Origin of the sequence: Pseudomonas sp. RA_15y_Pfl1_P11 (assembly GCF_963970975.1) — a bacterium.
Classification (GTDB): domain Bacteria; phylum Pseudomonadota; class Gammaproteobacteria; order Pseudomonadales; family Pseudomonadaceae; genus Aquipseudomonas; species Aquipseudomonas tritici.
On the sequence record NZ_CAXAOY010000020.1, the window covers coordinates 38,129 to 56,315 of the forward strand.

Here is an 18,187-nt window from a genome sequence, read left to right on the forward strand (position 1 = left end):
AAACATTACTATTCACGCCCGCCTCACCCGTGCCCCCGCAACGATCCCTCCCTCAACGTCGGTGTACGTGGCCTGACGTCGCACCTGTCACCACGCTCCACCGTGCTGATCGATGGTGTATCGGCTGCATTCGCGCCGTACGGCCAGCCACAGCTGTCGATGGCGCCGATTTCGCTGGGTAACCTCGATAGCATTGACTCGACATGTCCGCTCATCCTGGCCAGGCTGGGCGGCGACCATGCCCATGGTGTGGTTTGTCTCTCACGCCTTCAGACGTTCTTCCTACCTCGATTCTGGAAACTATCAGCCGCCTCAGGAACCGGCTCCCACAGTTCTGCCACATAGGATATGCCTGCCTCCACGGGTTTCCTTGACGCCTCCTTAAGCGCCGGGGTAGCTGGAACAGTGAGGTCAGGCACCTGAATACACCGAACTGGAGAACTAGAATGTCGGTATCAGCATACAATCAGAGCGTCGCTCCTTCCCTCGATAACGCCTCTCTCGCAGATGCAAAGCCCAGCACCGAGCGGTCTGCTACCGCGTCCAGTGCCCAGGTCACGATAGGCGTCAATTTCACCTCTCATCCTGGTCAATGCGGCCCAGTTTTCGGTTGCCCGCCACCGCGGCCAGTCCCAGAAAACGTGCGCCCCAATCCCGGCCCGCCGCCGCGGCCAGTCCCAGGAAACGTGTGCCCTAATCCCGGCCCGCCGCCGCGGCCAGTCCCAGGAAACGTGTGCCCTAATCCCGGCCCACCTCCGCGCCCGACCCCCACGTTGCCCGACCCTTATTACTCCAAGCAAAGCAACGAGCAACTGGCCCAGGGGCTTTTGAATAATTATGACGCGCTCAAGGGCCGCTGGCCTTCGCGCGAGGTCACGCGCCAGAGCTTGCAGAAAATGGCCAATCAACCGTTAACGGGCAACCCCTACAAGGACCCAAACATCCGATTGGCGAACGAGTTGCTGCGGCGTCCCGGGTTGCTGCAATCGCTTGACCGAAATGGCTGCACCGGTGCATTGGATGGCCGTTTGTCCAAGAACGATATCCGGAGCTTTGTTCGTTCAGATAACCCCTTGAAATTGAATGACGACAAACAGATCGTCCAAGACGTACTGAATAATTTCAACGCATTGAAGGGTGGCTACTTCAGCAGCACGATAAAGCTCAGGGAGCTCAAGGCACGCGCCATGCAGCCGTTGACGGGCAACCCTTACACCGACCATCTCACCCAGCTGTCGAGGGAAATCATGTCCCGTTCAGATCTGAGGTCGGCGATGGACAATATCGTCAGTTGGCAACGCGATGGCAAGATCTCTCGACAGGAATTGTACGCACTGCTTCGTTAGACCTGGGCTGTCTTCTGCCGTGCACACGCGGCAGAAGTTGACAGGCGTTTGATGCAGTAAATACAAACCTGGCATGCAGGAACCGTTTACGGAAATGCACCACCAAGAAAATATCCACCGGTCATTGATTACCGGTGGGGGCCTTCATCTACCGGATTAGGTCTGGACCATGAATTCGACATCATTTGAATCCCGTCATTCCCAGTACAACGCCTCGGCCCGGGCCGGGCTTACGCAGGAGGCAGAAAGCCCAAGAGCGTCCCAGCTGCAGGGGCTCAACCTCACATCCTCGCCCAAGTTCAGCTTCAAGGCGCCCACCGCCGAAGATTTTGACAAAGGCTCTCGGGTGTTCATGGAAGAGTCGGCGCCCAGCCCTGTGCTTTCAGTGTTTGCCAGCTTGTGGAGCAAGTTGTCCCGCCGCTAGCAGGCCATTCCAGGCCATGGATGGCCCGCAAAACTGAGGCGGTTACAAACGCTCAAGATTCACCGGGTCATATCGGGCGTCTTGGACGACCGTCTGCGGAACCATTGTTTTCTGAGAACCACTCAGTCGGTGCTTGTGCCATCTTGATTTCGAGGCGTTTTCGAGGATCAGGCAATCAGGCCCAGGCTACGGAATCTAGATAGGGTGGAGGTGAATCATGATTGGTAGTGTCAATAATCCGGGCTTTACGCAAACGGCGGCGCCAGCGACATCAGGGCCGACGGGAAACGGTCAGTCTCGTTTTGAGGTCGATGCTCGCGCATTAGGTAAACCGCTGCCAGCGGCGCAGCCAATCAACTCCCGATTCGCGAATGGCGCCGACCGGCACTTTGACGGTCAGAATCTGTACGGAGGCATGACGAAGGTTGGCAACCCCTTTGTCAGCTCAGACGACCATCTGCTGGCGACTGACCTGAAGAACAACCTGCCATTGCTGGACGCCTTCAAGAAAGAGGGACGACTGACCCAAGGCTCTTTGCAGGAGATTGCCAAAGAGGAACCCAACAGCAGCAAAGTCTCCGAGCGCACGATTATGTTGGCGCGAGAGATACTCAACCGCCCCCGGCTAAACGACGCCATTATTGCAAAGGGCGGTGAAATCACGCATGAAAGCCTTACCTCAGCGGCCGACGCACAGATCGGTAATACCAACCCCAACACGCAGAGCGCGGATCCGTTCCATGCGAAAACTGACGCGCAGGTCGTCCAGGCATTCAAGGGTATGTTCGATGATTTGCGGGACACGTCGGAAGACCGCACTTTCTTTTTCGGTACACAAAGACATCGTTACGTGAAAAAAGACACGATTATCGAAATCAGCAAGGACCCCAATCAGACGGGCAACAACGGTGAGCCTCTGCGGGATGTACGCACCGGGTTTCCTTTGAAAAAATACAGCGAACAACAAGTTTATCTGGCCAAGAATCTAATGGAGCGACCCGGGTTGATGGCTTCTCTGGATAGCTACAAAGCCAACGGTTACAGCCCGTTCGGTAGCCTGAATGACGATGGGTGGTTGAAGAACTACAGCATTGACCGCTGGCTGGAGAACGATAAGGCAGAGAGGGGGCATTAAGGGCACACGCGTGCATGAGCATCTTGAAAGACGCTGCTCATGCCGTTATGCGGTCATACCCGCAGTATTTTCCCACTGACCGCCACCGCTGCCAGCAACACGCCTATCAACAGGAAGGCGGTTGCCAGGCTGCTGCCATGGGCGATAAATCCAATCACGGCAGGCCCGGCTAATATCCCCGCGTAGCCCAAGGTTGTAATGGCTGGCACGGCAATGTGTTCTGGCATGACATTTTGTTTGCCGACCGCGGAATAGAGCACGGGAACAATATTGGAGCACCCGGCGCCTACGAGTGCATAACCCAACAATGCCACTTCCCAGTCTGGGGATAATGTGGCGAGGAATGTGCCGGCGGCGGCGAGGGCGCCACCGACCACGATGACCCAGGTCGCGCCCAGCCGGCGCACGATTGCGTCACCGGTCAACCGCCCGGCAGTCATGGTCAAGGCAAATGCCGCGTAACCCAGGCCAGCATAGGCTTCGTCCAGGCCGCGCTCGTCACTGAGGAACACTGCGCTCCAGTCGAGCACCGCACCTTCGGCGAGAAACACGATAAAACACAAACAACCGATGAACAGCACCACGCCGTGGGGCACGGCAAAAGCCGGGCCCGAACTCTCACTGCCATAAGGCAACAGATGCGGTGCGGCCTTGAGCAGCGCCGCCAGCGTAATGACGATCACCACGAGGGTTGCCTGTAGCGGCGACAGGCCCAGCCCCAGTAATGCCGAAACCCCCGCCGCGCCGACGATCCCTCCCAGGCTGAACAGCCCGTGAAAGCCAGACATCATGGTTTTGCCGCTGGCCCGCTCGACGATCACCGCCTGCAGGTTGACGGTGGAATCCACCGCGCCCAAGCCAGCACCAAACAGAAACAAGCCCGCTATCAGTAACGGGATTGAACTGACTGTCGCCAGCATCGGCAACGCCAGGCAAATCATGATTGTCCCGGCGCTCAACACCTTTCGGCAGCCATAGCGCGAAGCCAGCGCACCCGCCGCGGGCATGGCGATGATCGAGCCGACACCCAGGCACAACAACAGCAGGCCCAGCGTACCTTCGCTCAGCCCGGCGCGGGCCTTGGCATACGGCACCAGCGGCGCCCAGGCCGCGATGCCGAAACCGGCGATAAAGAAAGCGATACGGGTCGACATTTGCTCCAGCCGCCCGGGAGCCACGGGCGCTGAGGTTGGGATGGCAGTCATGAATAATCCTTGGTCTTGCGTTCAACGAACGATGTCCGGCGCCACATCGTTGCATATCAGGCCGTGGCAGGCGAGCCGGGCTCTCCTGGGATTCTGCTGGTCGTGGACTTGGTTTTTAAAACCTGGAACGTAAGGGCAGTTTGCAGCCACGTGTGCAGTATCGAGTGTGTAGGAGGCGGTCTGGAAGGTGCGTAATCCCTATGGGGGCTTTTGAACCCCTGGATGCTAACGGTGGATTCCCACCTTCCAGGCCGCTTCCCATCATTGGTAGGTTCTGTAATACGCTGTTGTCTCAATAGGTAGGCAAGCGGACGGACTCATTGATGAAACACTTCAGGCAAACAACGTCATGACCCTGTTCTATGACGCCCGCGGCAATATCTACGGCGTGGTCAGCCCGGCCTCATTAAGAGGCAAGGGTATTGATATGCCCGAAAGCGCTGCCTTGGCCGCGCAGACTCGTGACCGTTGGACAACATCCGCCATCGCCTGCGAATGCGATTGGGGCTCGACACCTCGCCTGGCCGGCGCAAAGGCCCACCGCAGTGACGGCCTGCTGGTCGGCCCGTTCCAGGCCGAGCCGCCGTTTGACCTGCTGATCGTTAACACCGACGGCTCTTTGGCCGAGCGCAGTGGCAATGGCTTGACGATTTTCGCCCAGGCGCTCACTGACCAGGGCCTGATGACTGGAGCCAGTGAGTTGCGGGTGCATCACGACAAGTCGGATGCGTTGACACCGGTACCGACACGGGTTGAGCCGGCAGTCCATGAACAGGTTGCGGGGTTCTGGCTTGAGCTAGGTTTTCCAGCTTTCGGGCCCATGGCGGTGGGGGCGCAGGCCGTTGGTCGGACGATGCTTGGCGCAATTGAACTGAGCCACGTGAGCGCGTTGGCGGTGATCAACCCACAGTGGGCAACCAGTCAGTTTGTGCGGGTGGGTAACCCTCATTGTGTGACGCTGGTCGAGCACGTTTCGGCATTGCCGGATAACGCACAGATGCAGCAGCCAGCCCTGTTCGAACCCTTGAAAGCGATTGCCTTCTCGCCTCCAGCGGGTGGCGGTGAACCCTGTGTGGCCGGTATCAACTTGCAATGGGCGGCGCGCCAGTCCGACAACCGAGTCATCGCACGGGTGTTTGAGCGCGGGGAAGGGCCCACTGCGTCTTCCGGAACCAGCGCCAGCGCTGTGGCTTGCGCGGCATGGCGTGCTGGATGGGTTGAGAGCGGTGAGGTTGCCGTGGTGATGCCGGGTGGCATTGCGCCGGTGCGTTTGCACGCTCAGGGCGAGACGTTACTGAGTGTCAGTCTCTTCGGGGCTGCAAAGCCGCAGGCGTGAGGTTGCTCAACCGCTGATGCTTCGATCCGGTGTCAGCTGTTTCTCTATCTGTTAGTCGTTCCAGCGAAAGTTTGCGTAGGGCATTTCTTATTACTAGGAAGTGGCTCATTGACTCATTTTCTTATTTTGTAAAAGACACTTCCAACGTCGTCGTACGAAACTTCTTTTTTATTTTAAAACGGCCGATTTCTGCCTGGAGTCGCTAAGCTTCGAGGCGTTCAAAGACTTTTCTCAGCAACGTATTCCATGTTTAGCGAGAGGAAGTATCTCAGGGCGTTCATTCATTAACGGCGGGTAACAACGGATGGTTAACGCGTTTGTTTTTTCACGTTTCAATCTGATTCTTCCACGCATAAATATCGACTTACAAGTACTGGCATTCAAAGGCAGTGAGGTCCTTGATCAACCGTTCTTTATCCACGTGCAGGTGGTCAGTGAAAACCCTTCCCTTGATCTACAGGCGTTGCTTCACCAACCCGCCTACCTGGACTTTGGCGAAATCAACGAAGGCCTGCATGGTCAGGTTTACGCCGTGGGCCGGGATGACCCGGGCCGGCGCATCACTCGTTATCACCTGACCCTGGCGCCCCGCCTGGCTTACCTTGCACACCGGCATGACCAGCGGATTTTCCAGCAGCGCAGCGTGCCGCAGATCATCGCGGCGGTCCTGGAGCAGCATGGCATCCTGGCGGACGCCTATGCATTCGAGCTAGGCCCTGTGGTTTATCCGCCGCGCACGTTCTGTGTGCAGTACGCGGAAAGCGACTTGCACTTCATCCAGCGGCTGTGTGAAGAGGAGGGTATTCACTACCATTTTCGTCACAGTGCGGACGCTCACCTGTTGGTCTTTGGTGATGACCAGACCGTGTTTCGCCGCTTGCCCGTGCAGCGCTACTGCCCCGACGGCGGGCTGCAAGCGGATACAAAAGTGATCCAGCGTTTCGACCAGCGATTGGCCACCCGTAGCCAAAAGACGGTGCGCCGGGATCACGACTTTGAACATCCCTCGTTGCACCTGCAGGACAGCGCGGGTTCTGCTTCGATACTCCCGCTTGAGGACTATCGGTATCCCGCTGGATTTGCCGGCCATGCCCGTGGCAAGCAATTGGCGCGTCGAGGGCTGGAGCGTCACCAGCGCGACCGGCATCGAGCATTGGGCAAGAGTGATCAACCCTTACTGCACAGTGGGCATTTCCTTGAACTGCGTGATCATCCAGACCCCTCCTGCAACGACCTTTGGCTGATCACTTCGGTGCGTCACGAGGGTTATCAACCGCAGGTGCTGGAGGAGGCTACACCTGCGGCTGACGTGTTCCGGGGGTATCGCAATCGCTTTATCGCGACACCCTGGCAAGCTGTGCATCGGCCGCCCCTCAAGCACCCCAAACCGACCATCAATGGCAGTCAGACCGCAACCGTGACGGGGCCAGACGGTGAGGACGTGCATTGCGACGCCTATGGCCGGGTGAAAGTGCGCTTTAACTGGGACCGCCTGGACAAGGCGGATGATAAAAGTAGTTGTTGGGTTCGGGTTGCGTCCGGGTGGGCCGGAGACGGGTTCGGCGCAACGATGATCCCGCGCGTGGGCATGGAAGTACTGGTGACCTTCCTGGAAGGGGACCCGGACCGGCCGCTGATCAACGGTTGCCTGCCGAACGCGCTGCACCGGCCGACCTATCCTTTGCCGCAGCACAAGACCCGCAGTGTTTTGCGCAGCCGCAGTTCCCTTGGCGGCGAGGGCTCCAACGAAATGTACCTGGAAGACCGTCGTGGCGAAGAGCTTGTTTACCTGCGTGCGCAGCGCGACTTGGAGCAACGGGTCGGTCATGACAGTCGGTTGGAGGTTGCGGGGGAACGGCGAGAAGTCATCCATGGTTTAAGCACGACTCACGTTGAAAGTGAAGAGCATCGTCATGTCACCGGCGATCGCAAAGTCGTGCTCAAGGCGAGCGACTACCTTGATGTGCAAGGCGATAGCCGGACCCACGTGACTCAGAACTTGGTCATTGAGGCGGGGCAGCAGCTTCACCTCAAGTCCGGCGCCAGCCTGGTGATTGATGCCGGTGCGCAACTGAGCCTCCGGGCGGGAGGAGAGCATCTGGTCATCCAGGCGGGCGGCATCTTCAGCAGTCGCCCTATCACCCTTGGTGGTTCACCGTCTGTGGTCCAACTGGCGAACGCCTTGACGGTGTCCGATGTGCCAAAGACCTCCAAGGTACAAGGCAGCATCATGAACCTGTCCAGGCACCTGGGGGCGGACTACTGCCCGGTATGCGAGCGCTGTCGTGAAGGCTTGTGTGAGCTGCCGGGGAGGGCTGCCTGATGCAGAACATGCCACGCCATTGGATGGCTCAACAGCAGCGCGCTGGGCGACAGCTGTGTTTGATCCTTGAGGGGCAGAGTAACGCGCGACAGCCGCTGCTGGCGGCGCGCAGTTTGTCAGAGTATCGCAGCCTCTATGGCGAGACCGCGCTGGCGGAACTGGCGGTGGAAGGCCCGGTGATCCTTCTGTTGAAACAGATAAGCGAGCCCGTGCTGCTCAACCTCTTGCAACAGCCCGAAACGAACTGGGGCTGGCTGGGCTCTTTGCCAAGCGAGGACCTGACAGGCGTGGCTCAACACTGGCGCGACCGTTTGCTGGTGGGGCAGGAAGGCGAGCAATCGATGTACCGTTTTCATGACAACCGCACTCTGGCGCGTGCATTGGCCTATCTGTGCCTGGAGCACTGGCCGGTATTCCTCGGCCCGTTGATCAGCGTGTGCTACTGGCACGAAGACCGCTGGCGCACGGGTGACAACCCGGCTCCCGGTGAGTATCCGCTGCCTGACCCGATCCCTTGGCTGACCACGCCCAACCCAAACGCCGAAGCCATCCTGCACGCCAATATCCTGCGTTACCTGTTGACCGAGCACAGCGAAAACTTGGTCTCACTGGTGGAATTCCAGGACCCGAGAATCTGGCTGACACAGGTGCTGGAACAGGCGCGCGCCTGGCAATGGCGGGAGCCGGAGCAGCTGGAGTTTTTGGTGGTACGCAGGTTGGAGGAGGCCACCAGGAACAGCTTTATCCGGTGGCAACCGAAGGAGGGAGAAACACCGCAGGATCATTTTCAACGGGTGGTGGAGCAGTGGAAATTGATGGGGGAAATGGATGGGTAGGCGGAGTGTTGGCGTGTTGGTCGCGTTAGGGCTAATGGGCTGTGCGGGAGAGCCGGTTGATAGCGTGACGTTGGAGGTGGATTTACCTGCGGAATTCCGCTTCATCGGCGGCGCCAACTATGGGCCAGCGACCGGTGAGATCTGCACGTTGCCGAGGCGTCGAGGCAAAAGACCCGAGAGGAAGATCTTTATTGCGCGTTACAAACCTGTGGCTGAACGGGTGAGTTTTAAACTGCCATTGGCTGAGGTGATTGAAGGTTGTCCTACGGTTTTGCGTAGTGTGAATTTTGATATTTATGCGAAGTGGGGAAAGCGTGATACGGACGTAAGTGGCGATATTGCAGGTTTCTCAATTAGAGATCCGTCGAACGCCGATTTACCTGGGATGCCAGAAACAGGGATTCAGGAACTGCATAAGCAATGTCAGTGGTTATTTCGGACGGTGGGGCCGCAGCACGCGATCATCAAGGTGCTTGTATGTAAGTCCTTCGGGCTGGCGAGTCAGCCGCAAGAAGAGCGTGCAGGAGTTCTTGTTGAACGGGATCAATTGCCGGGAAAAACACTCAGGGTGGTACTGAGCGTTACTGATGAGGAAGCCCCCGCAGTGGGTGATAACTGGTTAGCCGTTCCAGGCGGCTGGAAGCGTTGTAAAGGTGAGAGCTTTGAAGATTTGTTTGCGTTTTGTAATGGCAATATCACCGATTTTAAGCCTGTAAAAATTCCGGATGGTCGCGTATGTGACGTCTATCCATCGTGTAAGTAATAAGGGACAAGCTCATGAAGCTAGATGCACGGAAGCGATCTTTTTTCAGTGATAGCAAACCGGCCTGTTCATTGCGAGGGCATTGGGTGAGCTTTTGCCTGGTCGATGAACTGGGCGTTGGAGCGGCATACGGTGGTTTGCCTTACACCGTCCACGATAGTGCAGGGCAGCAGTACAAAGGCAGGCTGAATGGAGAAGGGTTTGCCAAATTACAAGATATTTACTGTGGACCTGTGGTGCTTGTTTTTGACGACCTGTATTCCGGAACAGAGCAGCCGTATAAATGGCTGATGTTACGCCCTACTTACAAGCTTCCTATCACCGAACTCCAAATTCGCGCTGAACAGACTCGATTTGCAGTCTCTGATGGTCGGCGTACGGAAGGTAACTCAGCTCGACAAAATGCCAACCGTTTCTATCAAGTTGAAGTCCGCGATTTGGTCAGCCATGTCGCTCACTTGCCACCGATTGCTCCGAGGACTCATCAGCCCCAACGACACGCACTGAAAATGATGGCGGATCTGGGGTTTGGGCCGTCTCAATCGACCTTGGCGGGAGTCGTATTATTTCCCAATAACCACACCGTTCTTGAGGTTCGACCACTGCGTGCATTCCGTCCGATGCTTTCAACCGATGACAGCTTCTGCGCCTTGAACCTGTATCAGTTAGCGTTGATGGCTACCTTGAGTTATTGCAAATTCGGCCAAGAGCCACCTCAAAAGCCTCAAGACGAAGTTCGCTTCCCTTTTGATCCCAGCGTCGGTCATTTTTTCGCTGAGAAACTCTCGGGTTGTCACGACGCCTGGCGCGTCGATGCAGAGCAGGACCAGCGTTTTTACCCGCTCTACGAAGAGGTCCCGTACTCTCGACGTTTCGAGATTCTACCCTTCGATCCTGTGTTGTATCCCCAGAACCGACCAGAACTGGAGGAGAAGCAAGAGCACCCTGCGAGTTTGCATTTTTTTGATGACGAAGAGTTAGGTACCGACACGCAAGCATTTATCAGCCACCACGAAGATGTGATCCTGATCGCGGTGCGTGGTACCGCCAGTGCTGCTGATGGGCTACGGGATGCAAACGCCCATCAGGTAGCTTTCGTTGACGGTGCTGGTAAGGCACACGAAGGTTTTTACCAGGCTTACCAGGCGATGCGCGATTTTGTATTGCGATACCTTGGTCGGTTCCACACCAACCAACGAATAATCATCTGCGGCCACAGCCTGGGCGGCGCGATCGCTTTGCTTTTGGCAGAAGGCCTGCGGCGAGCACCGGATGCCAACTACAACATCCTCCTCTACACCTACGGCGCCCCCCGCGCCGCCGATGCCGAATTCACCGCGGGCGCCTCCACCCTGGTCCACCACCGTATCGTCAACCACAACGACCCCGTCCCCAGTGTCCCAGCTCCGTGGATGAATACCACCGCCAAACTCTGGGTCCCTGGCGCCGTCACTCTCTTCAGTGCCCCTGCACCGGGCGGCCTGCTGTTCGCCGCCGGTCTGGTTCGTTTCGGTGGGAACCCTTATCAGCACCATGGCGAACAACAACACTTCATGCCGGTCATGCTCGCGGATGGCACGCGTTCTTCGGTGCTTTGGAAGCCCGGTTGTGAATCCATTCAAGAGGCGGGTTGCAACCGAGCATTGCAACTGCATGGCGACATGCCCGACCGCGATAACCTGCTGAAACAGCTGCTCCAAGCCAACCAACACTTCATGACCGCCAGCTACATCCCGGCTGCCTGGGCGACGTTGCGTCGCTGGCAACAAACCCAGGAAAGCGACGGCCCATTGGTCACGCCAAGAGAGTTTGAATTACTTGATCATGCACTCGAGGACATGCGCCAGCAGTTGCGAAACAAACGCAGGGAACTGGCCCGGCTAAGACCTGCCAACGACCGTGGCTATGAACACAACGAAGCCTTGAACGCCGAGATCGATCGCTTGCACACCAGCCGCGAGCGCCTTGCCACCCTGCGCTGGCGCCGTCTGGACGCCCGTGATGTCTACGGCAGTCAGGCCCACAGTGCCCATTTGCAACCCAGCCTCAAGCGCTGGTTCAGCCACCGTGAAAACCGTGAACCGGCCCAGGTCGCCAGTATCCCTCCCGCCACGCAAACCGAATGGGGGAGGACGCAAACGCTGGATATCGACTCGATCGTATGACCGAGACGTTTACATAAACTCCACCTGCGCTGGCTGACGCTTCATCAACACTTTGCCATTGCGGATCGAGTACAGCGGCAAGCCCTGGCTGCGGATGACCTCGTAGTCGCTGTCCGCCGAAAGGATTAACAGGTTGGCTGGCCGCCCAGGCTCCAGGCCGTAGCGGTCACCCAGGGCCATGGCCTTGGCGCTGTTGTCAGTGACCAGGTCGAGGGCGTTTTGCAGGTTGCGGTAGCCGAGCATGTGGCAGATGTGCAAACCGGCTTCGAGCACCCGCAGGATGTTGCCGTTGCCCAGGGGGTACCAGGGGTCGACGATGGAGTCCTGGCCGAAGCACACGTTCATGCCGGCTTCCAGCAGTTCGTTGACCCGGGTGACGCCGCGGCGTTTCGGGAAGGTGTCGAAGCGGCCTTGCAGGTGAATGCTTTCGGTGGGGCAGGAGACGAAACTGATACCCGAGTGCCCGAGCAAGCGAAAGAGTTTGGCGCAATAGGCATTGTCGTAGGAGCCCATGGCCGTGGTGTGGCTGGCGGTGACGCGGGCCCCCATGTCGCGGCTGCGGGCTTCTTCGGCCAGCACTTCGAGAAAGCGCGAGTGCGGGTCGTCGGTTTCGTCGCAGTGCACGTCCACCAGGCAGCCGGTACGTTCGGCCAGGTCCATCAGGAACTTCACCGAACTCACGCCTTGGTCGCGGGTGTATTCAAAGTGCGGGATACCTCCGATCACGTCGGCGCCCAGGCGAATGGCTTCTTCCATCAGCTCGCGGCCGTTGCGATACGACTCGATGCCTTCCTGCGGGAACGCGACGATCTGCAGGTCGATCAGGTGCGTGCTTTCTTCACGCACTTGCAGCATGGCCTTGAGTGCTGTGAGGTCCGGGTCGGTGACGTCGACGTGGGTACGCACATGCTGGATACCGTGGGCGGCGAGGGTCTGGATGGTCTTTTTGGCGCGGGCCTTGGTGTCTTCCTCGGTGATGGTGGCTTTGCGTTCGCCCCAGCATTCGATGCCTTCGAACAGTGTGCCGCTCATGTTCCAACGCGGCTCGCCTGCGGTCAGGGTGGCGTCGAGATGGATATGCGGTTCGACAAAGGGTGGCGTCACCAGGTTGCCGGCGGCGTCCAGGGCGTCGGCCGCCGCACTCGGTGCCCCCGATTGTGGGGTGATGCTGGCGATCCGGCCATGTTCCAGGTGCAGATCATGCAGGCCTTCACGGTTGCGCAGGCGGGCGTTGATGATGTGCATGGGCAAGTTCCTCTTGGCTAAAAACAGTCAGGCAGACAGCCGCCAGATCATCAGCGCAATGCCGATGTCCAGGCGATCATAAGCATTATCCAGCGTCAGCCCGCACAGGGCTTCGATGCGCTGGACGCGGTGTGTCAGGGTGTTGCGGTGCACGGCCAGGCGCTGGGCAGCGGCCACAAGGTTACCATTCTCGTGAAACCAGGCTTCCAGAGTGGGCATGAGGCTGGGGCCATGGTGCAGGTCGTGGCGCAGCAAGGGGCCGAGGCGTTCATTCAGGAATTGGTCGAGCAGGGCGCGATCACGCACGCCGCTTAGCAGCTTGAGCACGCCCAACTCGTCGTACACGCACAGCCCGGCGCGTTCGCTGAAACGCCGCGCAGCCGCGAGTGCCTGGCGGGCTTCCTCCTGCGCCTGGGCCAGGCGTGCGGGTGGGTGAGCGGCGGCGCTGAGGCCAATAAACAATTTAAGCGGCGACAGGCGCAGATTCAGTGGGTTGAGCCAGTTGGTCAATTGTTGGCGGTTGGCCAACGCTGCGGCAGCGTCCTGTGCCGGCAGCAGCAACGTCCATTGCCCGGCTCGACCCTGAACCGGCAAACCGGCCGAGAACTGACGCAAGCGGCGGCTGATGGCGTCGTGTTGTCGGGCCAGTTGCGCCTCCACAGAAGCCGCATCACCCTGGGCAAACAGCGATTCACTGCCTGCCAGTTGCAGTTGCACCACCTGCCAATGCCCGGCCAGCGGCATGCCCAACTGCGTGGCCCGGTGCAGCAAGAGATCCAGGGATTGGTAGTCGCCGGTCAGCAAGCGTTCCAGTACGTCATGCCGCGAGCGCCCCAACTGCTCGGACTGGATCAGCGCCGAACCGATGGCTTGGGTCACCAATACCATTTTCAGCGAGTAGGGCTGTTCGACCAGCGGCATGCCGGCGGCTTCGGCAGCGTCGAGTAAGCGCTGGGGGATCGCCTGGATATAGGACGGCCCGGTCAGAACCACCAACCCAGCCACTTGACGCTCGCAGGCTTCCTCCAGCAATTGCAGCAGGTTGGCTTCGTCACGCGGGTGATTGATCCCAGTGACGAATACCAGTTCGCCGCCCAGCACCCATTCGGCGATCCCGCTGTTTTCCGCCACATAAGGCCAGCGCACGCCGTTATCCAGACCCGCCTCGCCCGCGCGCAGGCGCATGGATTCCAAACCTGGCAGGGCGAGCACATCGGCAAGGGTCAGGCTCATGCTTGAGCGTCAGCCACCGGCGCTCGCACCCGTAGTACGGCGGTGAGCGCGATGTAGGTCAACGACGCGGCGACGATGCCCACCAATGGCGCGACCCAGGGCGAGCTGAATGCCAGCACTGTGCCCACGGCATACGCGACCAGTCCTGGCCAGTTGAACGCCGGCAGGCGGGCGTCGGCCAGGCGTGGATAGTGGCCGCGATAGCGATAGAAAAAGTCCGCCATGATCACCCCTCCAATCGGCGGGATCACCGTACCCAGCACAATCAAGTAGGGCACCAGCAGGTCGTACATGCCGAGTAACGCCAGCAGGGTGCCGATCACCGCACCGGCCAGGGTCACGGTCTTGCGCCGCTTGGTGCGCAGCAAGTTACAGCCGGCAACGGCGAAGTTGTAGATGGTGTTGTCCTGGGTACTCCAGATATTGAGTAGCAACATGACCATCGCCGCCATGGCAAAGCCTTGCAGCAATAACACTTCGACTACGTCTGGTTGCTGGTAGACGATGGCACCGTAGGCGCCGATCAGCACCATCAAGCCGTTACCGATAAAGAAACCGATCAGGCTCGCCAGCACCGCCACCTTGGCCGAACGCGAAAACCGCGTCCAGTTGGTGGCCTGGGTCGCGCCGCTGACAAAGGTGCCGAACACCAGGGTAATCGCCGTGGACAAGTCCAGCTCAGCGGTCGGTACCACTGCCAGCAGTCCGTCCAGCCCACCGACTTTCACTGTGGCTACCCACATCGACATAAACAGCAGAATGCCCATGGCTGGCACCGCGATGTAGGACAGAATTTCGAGCCCACGATAACCAATGTAGGCCGTGGCGCAGAACACCAGACCAAACAACACCATCAACGCAAGCACACTGCCCTGGCTCAGTTCGAAATACTTGCCAAGCAATACGGCAGCAGTGGCAGTACCCCAGGCATACCAGCCGATTTGAGTGAAGCCGAGGATCAAGTCGCTGAGTTTGCTGCCCACTTCGCCAAAGCAGAAGCGCCCCATCAACACTGAATTCAGCCCGCTCTTGAAGGCGATGCAACCCAGGCCTGCGGCGTACATACCCAACAAAAGGTTACCCAGGGCCACCACGCCGAGCATGTCGACGAAACTGAACGCCACCCCCAGCTTGCCGCCGGCAAACATGGTCGCGGTAAAAAAGGTAAAGCCCAGCAGCACCATGGCGGTCGATGCCAGGCCCTTGCGCGCATGCATGGGGACTTCGCTGAGGGGGTAGTCGTTGCCCGGTTCTTGCTGCGTCATGTGCCTTGCTCCCTGAGTGAGTGACGCAGCGCTGTTGCACCGTGCGTGCCAATCCGGCAGCAGTGACGAGCGCACGGTGGGCGCTGTGCACTGTGCACAGTTTTTATAGCGAAAGAGGGCGCAAGCACAGCAATGAATGGTCGCAGTGCCCAGTCGGGCACGAAAGCGGTGCAGCAGTGATACAAAGTGGATCAGTCAAACAGCGTCTGGGTCGTCTCGCCGCGATGGAAGGCAAAGGCGGCCTCCAGATCACTTTCGATGGTGCGCCCACGGGACAGCGGCGGTAGTGCATCGAGGCGGAAAAAGCCCACGTCAGTGGTTTCGAATCCGGCCATCGGTGTCGACTGATCCAGCGATTCACACAGGAAGTACAGCTTGTAGAAGTCCCGCACATCCGGTCGATACAAGCCTTTGGCCTTGTGCGTCACGCTGTACAGCGCCCTGGCGGTTACCGTAAGCCCCGCTTCCTCGCGAATCTCTTTGACGATGTTTTCGGCTGCCGACAAGCCGATATCCGCATACCCACCCGGCAACGCCCAGCAACCATCGGTCAACTCCCGCACCAACAAAATCCGGTCGCCTTCGATAACCGCACCGCGCACGTCAATCATTGGCGTCGAATAACGCTGGGCAAAATCTGTGACCAGTCCGCAGATACGTTCCAACGGGACATTGCCCAATTGCGCCAGCATGCTGTGGGCAATCTCGGCAATTTCTTCCAGGCGCTCGCGCTCGAAATCATCAGTGCAAAAGTGCAGCCCCGTGGACGCCAGCGCCTGTAAGCGTTTGGCTTGGGCCAGCCAAATGTTTTCCATGGGTTACTCCTGGAGAGGCTTGGTCATGTATATGCGCCGCAGGCCGTGTTCCTCGGCGCGATGGGTTTCAAGATAGCCGCGGCGATGGTAGAGCGCGATGTTCTCGGTCATGGCTTCATTGGTATAGAGGCGGACCACAGCGAAACCTGCGTCGATCGCCTGCTGTTCGGCAAAGTCCAACAGCAACCGCCCGAAACCCAGGCCCTGTGCCTCAGGGGCGACGGCCAGGTTATCCAGCAACAGCGCGCCGTCGGCCTCCAGCAGGACAATAAAGCCCTGGACTCGCCGTGCGTTTTCCAGCACGTGCACGCCGCCGGCTTCCACCCGTTGGCGATAATCCTCGAGCATCGGCCCGGGTTTACGGCCGATTCGTGCGATATACGGCGAGTAAGCTGCCTGGACGATGGCCTCGATGGCTACAACATCATGGACAGTGGCGGGGCGCATCATAGCCGCGTGCTCCTAGTGGCAGCGAAGCCACGACTGTAAGGGAGGCAGGCACAAAAAAACCACCGCGTGGGTGGTTTTTTCATATCGCAGGCTTACTCGCCGTGATAAATGCAGCCGCTGGTGCAGGTCTCGTGGATGCGAATCGCACTGAGCTCAGGCAGCAAGGGTTTCAGCTCATTCCAGATCCACTTGGCGAGCACTTCGCTGGTCGGGTTTTCCAGGCCAGGGATGTCATTCAGGTAGTTGTGGTCGAGGCGTTCGTAGAGCGGCTTGAAAATTGCCTTGATCTCCGAGAAGTCGCGAATCCAGCCGGTATGGGGATCCAGGTCGCCGCTCAGGTGGATCGCCACCTTGAACGAATGCCCATGCAGGCGCCCGCATTTATGGCCTTCCGGTACGTGGGGCAGGCGGTGGGCGGATTCGAATGTAAATTCCTTGAAGATTTCCACAGTGTTTTCAGCTCGGTCGATGTCTGGCAGGCGGCGAGTTTAACAGCTTGATCCCTTGTCGCGCATACCGCTTGGTCATAGCGCCAGCATGTGCTCGCCCAATTTGCCGTTATCCGCCAGCTCAAGAAACTCATCCCCCAACCGCCGGCTTTCGCTCATCGCGGTCTGCCAATATGTGTTGCGGCTCGGGTCGTCGCCCATAAAGCGCTTGAAGTCGCTGCGGTCCGGCAGTTTGCCGTGGGGCAGGTGGGCGAGGTAGTCCTTGGACGGCGCCAGAAGCAATACATCCTGCAAACCCTGCGGATTGCTGCGCCGCCATGGCAGGCCTTTGTCGAACCAGCCGGGAATGACCCGGTCAGTAAAGTGCGGGTACAGCACAATGTCATCGCCGTGATAAGGCAGGTCGAGGTGGTAGTCGAGCAGGCCGCCGTCGCGGTAGGTGCCGGCGCCCGCGCCGGGCAGGTCGCGTACGCCTTGCATCACCATGGGGATCGAGCCCGACGCCAGCAGCGCCTGGCGCAGGTTGCCCACTTCCAGGTCGAGGAAGCGTGACGGAAAATCCTTCAAAGGATGCACCGGCGGCGCCTGGCGCGGGTCGTGGATGATCAGCCGTTCGAAGTGGCGCGACAGCCGTGCGCGGCCACGCAAATTATCGGCAATCACCGACGACAAGCCCAGCCCGAGGCGCCCACGGTGATCATCGGCAAGCAGGCCGTGGCTCTTGACCACCATGATGTTGAGGCGATAGTGGGGTGTTTCCAACACCTGCGCATCGCGGCCGGCCAGCAGGTCGTCGAGCATGCGCTGGCAGCTCTGGCTGACCGCGGCCATGGTCACGCCTTTGGCAAAGCGTTGTTCGTTATATAGGCGCCCGAGGTCCAGCAGACCTTGCACCGGGTCCGGCAGGCACGCACTGGCAAACCGCCAGGAGCCGATGGACGCGCCGATCAGCGCGCGTTCCCGTGGTGCACGCGGCAACCAATCGCCAAACAGCGCCAGGTCCAGGCCTTGGATACCCAGCGCCTTGGGGCCGCCGGCCGCGCCAGGCAGGATGCCGACATCGGCAGGCGCCAGGCCTTGTTCGCGAATGCGCGCAAAGGCGCGTTTACCGGCCTTTAGGGTCAGGGCGGGAAACTTGATGTGAATCGCTGTCATACCGGTCTCTGTGGAAGCGAGCAGGGTTGTATAGGAAATTTC

At 59.1% G+C, this 18,187-nt stretch carries 16 protein-coding genes and 1 pseudogene; 9 read left to right on the forward strand and 8 right to left on the reverse strand.

The annotated features are described in order from the left end of the window. Nucleotides 1–39 precede the first annotated feature (39 nt). From AACY44_RS27835 to AACY44_RS22515, 4 genes and pseudogenes are all read left to right on the forward strand, one after another. Nucleotides 40–255, forward strand: a pseudogene (locus AACY44_RS27835) (hypothetical protein); the annotation flags it as partial. A 518-nt stretch (nt 256–773) separates the two neighbouring features. Then, on the forward strand, nt 774–1,346 hold the full coding sequence (locus tag AACY44_RS22505) for a hypothetical protein (RefSeq protein WP_339419978.1): 573 nt from the start codon (nt 774–776) through the stop codon (nt 1,344–1,346). Nucleotides 1,347–1,515: 169 nt separating this feature from the next. After that, nucleotides 1,516–1,770 (forward strand): hypothetical protein, encoded by a 255-nt coding sequence (locus AACY44_RS22510; protein WP_339419980.1) that lies wholly within the window; start codon nt 1,516–1,518, stop codon nt 1,768–1,770. A gap of 217 nt (nt 1,771–1,987) precedes the next feature. Next, nucleotides 1,988–2,905 carry a hypothetical protein gene (locus AACY44_RS22515; protein WP_339419982.1) on the forward strand — a complete coding sequence of 306 codons (918 nt, stop codon included), beginning with the start codon at nt 1,988–1,990 and terminating at the stop codon, nt 2,903–2,905. Nucleotides 2,906–2,958: 53 nt separating this feature from the next. On the opposite strand, the gene AACY44_RS22520 is transcribed toward AACY44_RS22515, so the two are convergent. Then, entirely contained in the window at nt 2,959–4,110 is a 1,152-nt protein-coding gene (locus AACY44_RS22520) for an MFS transporter (protein ID WP_339419984.1), read from the reverse strand. Nucleotides 4,111–4,459: 349 nt separating this feature from the next. Between AACY44_RS22520 and AACY44_RS22525 the strand changes: the two genes are divergently transcribed. From AACY44_RS22525 to AACY44_RS22545, 5 genes are all read left to right on the forward strand, one after another. Beyond that, nucleotides 4,460–5,446, forward strand: coding sequence for a diaminopimelate epimerase (locus AACY44_RS22525; RefSeq protein ID WP_339419986.1), 987 nt, complete (start codon nt 4,460–4,462; stop codon nt 5,444–5,446). 304 nt (nt 5,447–5,750) lie between these two features. Continuing rightward, nucleotides 5,751–7,769: a type VI secretion system tip protein TssI/VgrG gene (gene tssI / locus AACY44_RS22530; protein WP_339419988.1), complete on the forward strand. Its 2,019-nt coding sequence runs from the start codon at nt 5,751–5,753 to the stop codon at nt 7,767–7,769. Next, nucleotides 7,769–8,605 carry a DUF4123 domain-containing protein gene (locus AACY44_RS22535; RefSeq protein ID WP_339531090.1) on the forward strand — a complete coding sequence of 279 codons (837 nt, stop codon included), beginning with the start codon at nt 7,769–7,771 and terminating at the stop codon, nt 8,603–8,605. Before tssI ends, AACY44_RS22535 begins: the two co-directional genes overlap by 1 nt. Beyond that, a complete protein-coding gene (locus tag AACY44_RS22540) occupies nt 8,598–9,368 on the forward strand; it encodes a hypothetical protein (RefSeq protein WP_339419992.1) in 771 nt (256 codons plus the stop codon). The genes AACY44_RS22535 and AACY44_RS22540 overlap by 8 nt, the downstream gene beginning before the upstream one ends. A 14-nt stretch (nt 9,369–9,382) precedes the next feature. Further along, nucleotides 9,383–11,533, forward strand: coding sequence for a lipase family protein (locus tag AACY44_RS22545; RefSeq protein ID WP_339436200.1), 2,151 nt, complete (start codon nt 9,383–9,385; stop codon nt 11,531–11,533). A 9-nt stretch (nt 11,534–11,542) separates the two neighbouring features. Here the strand turns inward: AACY44_RS22545 and codA are convergent, their stop codons facing one another. From codA to AACY44_RS22580, 7 genes are all read right to left on the reverse strand, one after another. Then, a complete protein-coding gene (gene codA, locus AACY44_RS22550; protein WP_339493515.1) occupies nt 11,543–12,778 on the reverse strand; it encodes a cytosine deaminase in 1,236 nt (411 codons plus the stop codon). 27 nt (nt 12,779–12,805) lie between these two features. Continuing rightward, on the reverse strand, nt 12,806–14,011 hold the full coding sequence (locus tag AACY44_RS22555) for a PucR family transcriptional regulator (RefSeq protein ID WP_339428146.1): 1,206 nt from the start codon (nt 14,009–14,011) through the stop codon (nt 12,806–12,808). Continuing rightward, a complete protein-coding gene (gene codB, locus AACY44_RS22560; RefSeq protein WP_339531092.1) occupies nt 14,008–15,276 on the reverse strand; it encodes a cytosine permease in 1,269 nt (422 codons plus the stop codon). Before codB ends, AACY44_RS22555 begins: the two co-directional genes overlap by 4 nt. Before the next feature lie 191 nt (nt 15,277–15,467). Continuing rightward, nucleotides 15,468–16,091, reverse strand: coding sequence for an NUDIX hydrolase (locus tag AACY44_RS22565; RefSeq protein WP_339420002.1), 624 nt, complete (start codon nt 16,089–16,091; stop codon nt 15,468–15,470). 3 nt (nt 16,092–16,094) lie between these two features. Beyond that, entirely contained in the window at nt 16,095–16,541 is a 447-nt protein-coding gene (locus AACY44_RS22570; protein ID WP_339420004.1) for a GNAT family N-acetyltransferase, read from the reverse strand. Between the two features lie 92 nt (nt 16,542–16,633). Next, complete coding sequence (gene queD / locus AACY44_RS22575; RefSeq protein ID WP_019692825.1) at nt 16,634–16,990, reverse strand: 6-carboxytetrahydropterin synthase QueD; 357 nt, start codon at nt 16,988–16,990, stop codon at nt 16,634–16,636. Between the two features lie 75 nt (nt 16,991–17,065). Next, nucleotides 17,066–18,145 (reverse strand): patatin-like phospholipase family protein, encoded by a 1,080-nt coding sequence (locus AACY44_RS22580; protein WP_339531094.1) that lies wholly within the window; start codon nt 18,143–18,145, stop codon nt 17,066–17,068. Between the last annotated feature and the right edge of the window lie 42 nt (nt 18,146–18,187).

Coding starts and splice junctions, on each gene's coding strand:
- AACY44_RS22525 (WP_339419986.1), top strand. CDS start 4,460: ATGACCCTGTTCTATGACGCCCGCGGCAATATCTACGGCGTGGTCAGC.
- AACY44_RS22520 (WP_339419984.1), bottom strand. CDS start 4,110: ATGACTGCCATCCCAACCTCAGCGCCCGTGGCTCCCGGGCGGCTGGAG.
- AACY44_RS22570 (WP_339420004.1), bottom strand. CDS start 16,541: ATGATGCGCCCCGCCACTGTCCATGATGTTGTAGCCATCGAGGCCATC.
- AACY44_RS22545 (WP_339436200.1), top strand. CDS start 9,383: ATGAAGCTAGATGCACGGAAGCGATCTTTTTTCAGTGATAGCAAACCG.
- AACY44_RS22580 (WP_339531094.1), bottom strand. CDS start 18,145: ATGACAGCGATTCACATCAAGTTTCCCGCCCTGACCCTAAAGGCCGGT.
- tssI (WP_339419988.1), top strand. CDS start 5,751: ATGGTTAACGCGTTTGTTTTTTCACGTTTCAATCTGATTCTTCCACGC.
- AACY44_RS22515 (WP_339419982.1), top strand. CDS start 1,988: ATGATTGGTAGTGTCAATAATCCGGGCTTTACGCAAACGGCGGCGCCA.
- codB (WP_339531092.1), bottom strand. CDS start 15,276: ATGACGCAGCAAGAACCGGGCAACGACTACCCCCTCAGCGAAGTCCCC.
- AACY44_RS22565 (WP_339420002.1), bottom strand. CDS start 16,091: ATGGAAAACATTTGGCTGGCCCAAGCCAAACGCTTACAGGCGCTGGCG.
- AACY44_RS22540 (WP_339419992.1), top strand. CDS start 8,598: ATGGGTAGGCGGAGTGTTGGCGTGTTGGTCGCGTTAGGGCTAATGGGC.
- codA (WP_339493515.1), bottom strand. CDS start 12,778: ATGCACATCATCAACGCCCGCCTGCGCAACCGTGAAGGCCTGCATGAT.
- AACY44_RS22510 (WP_339419980.1), top strand. CDS start 1,516: ATGAATTCGACATCATTTGAATCCCGTCATTCCCAGTACAACGCCTCG.
- AACY44_RS22555 (WP_339428146.1), bottom strand. CDS start 14,011: ATGAGCCTGACCCTTGCCGATGTGCTCGCCCTGCCAGGTTTGGAATCC.
- AACY44_RS22535 (WP_339531090.1), top strand. CDS start 7,769: ATGCAGAACATGCCACGCCATTGGATGGCTCAACAGCAGCGCGCTGGG.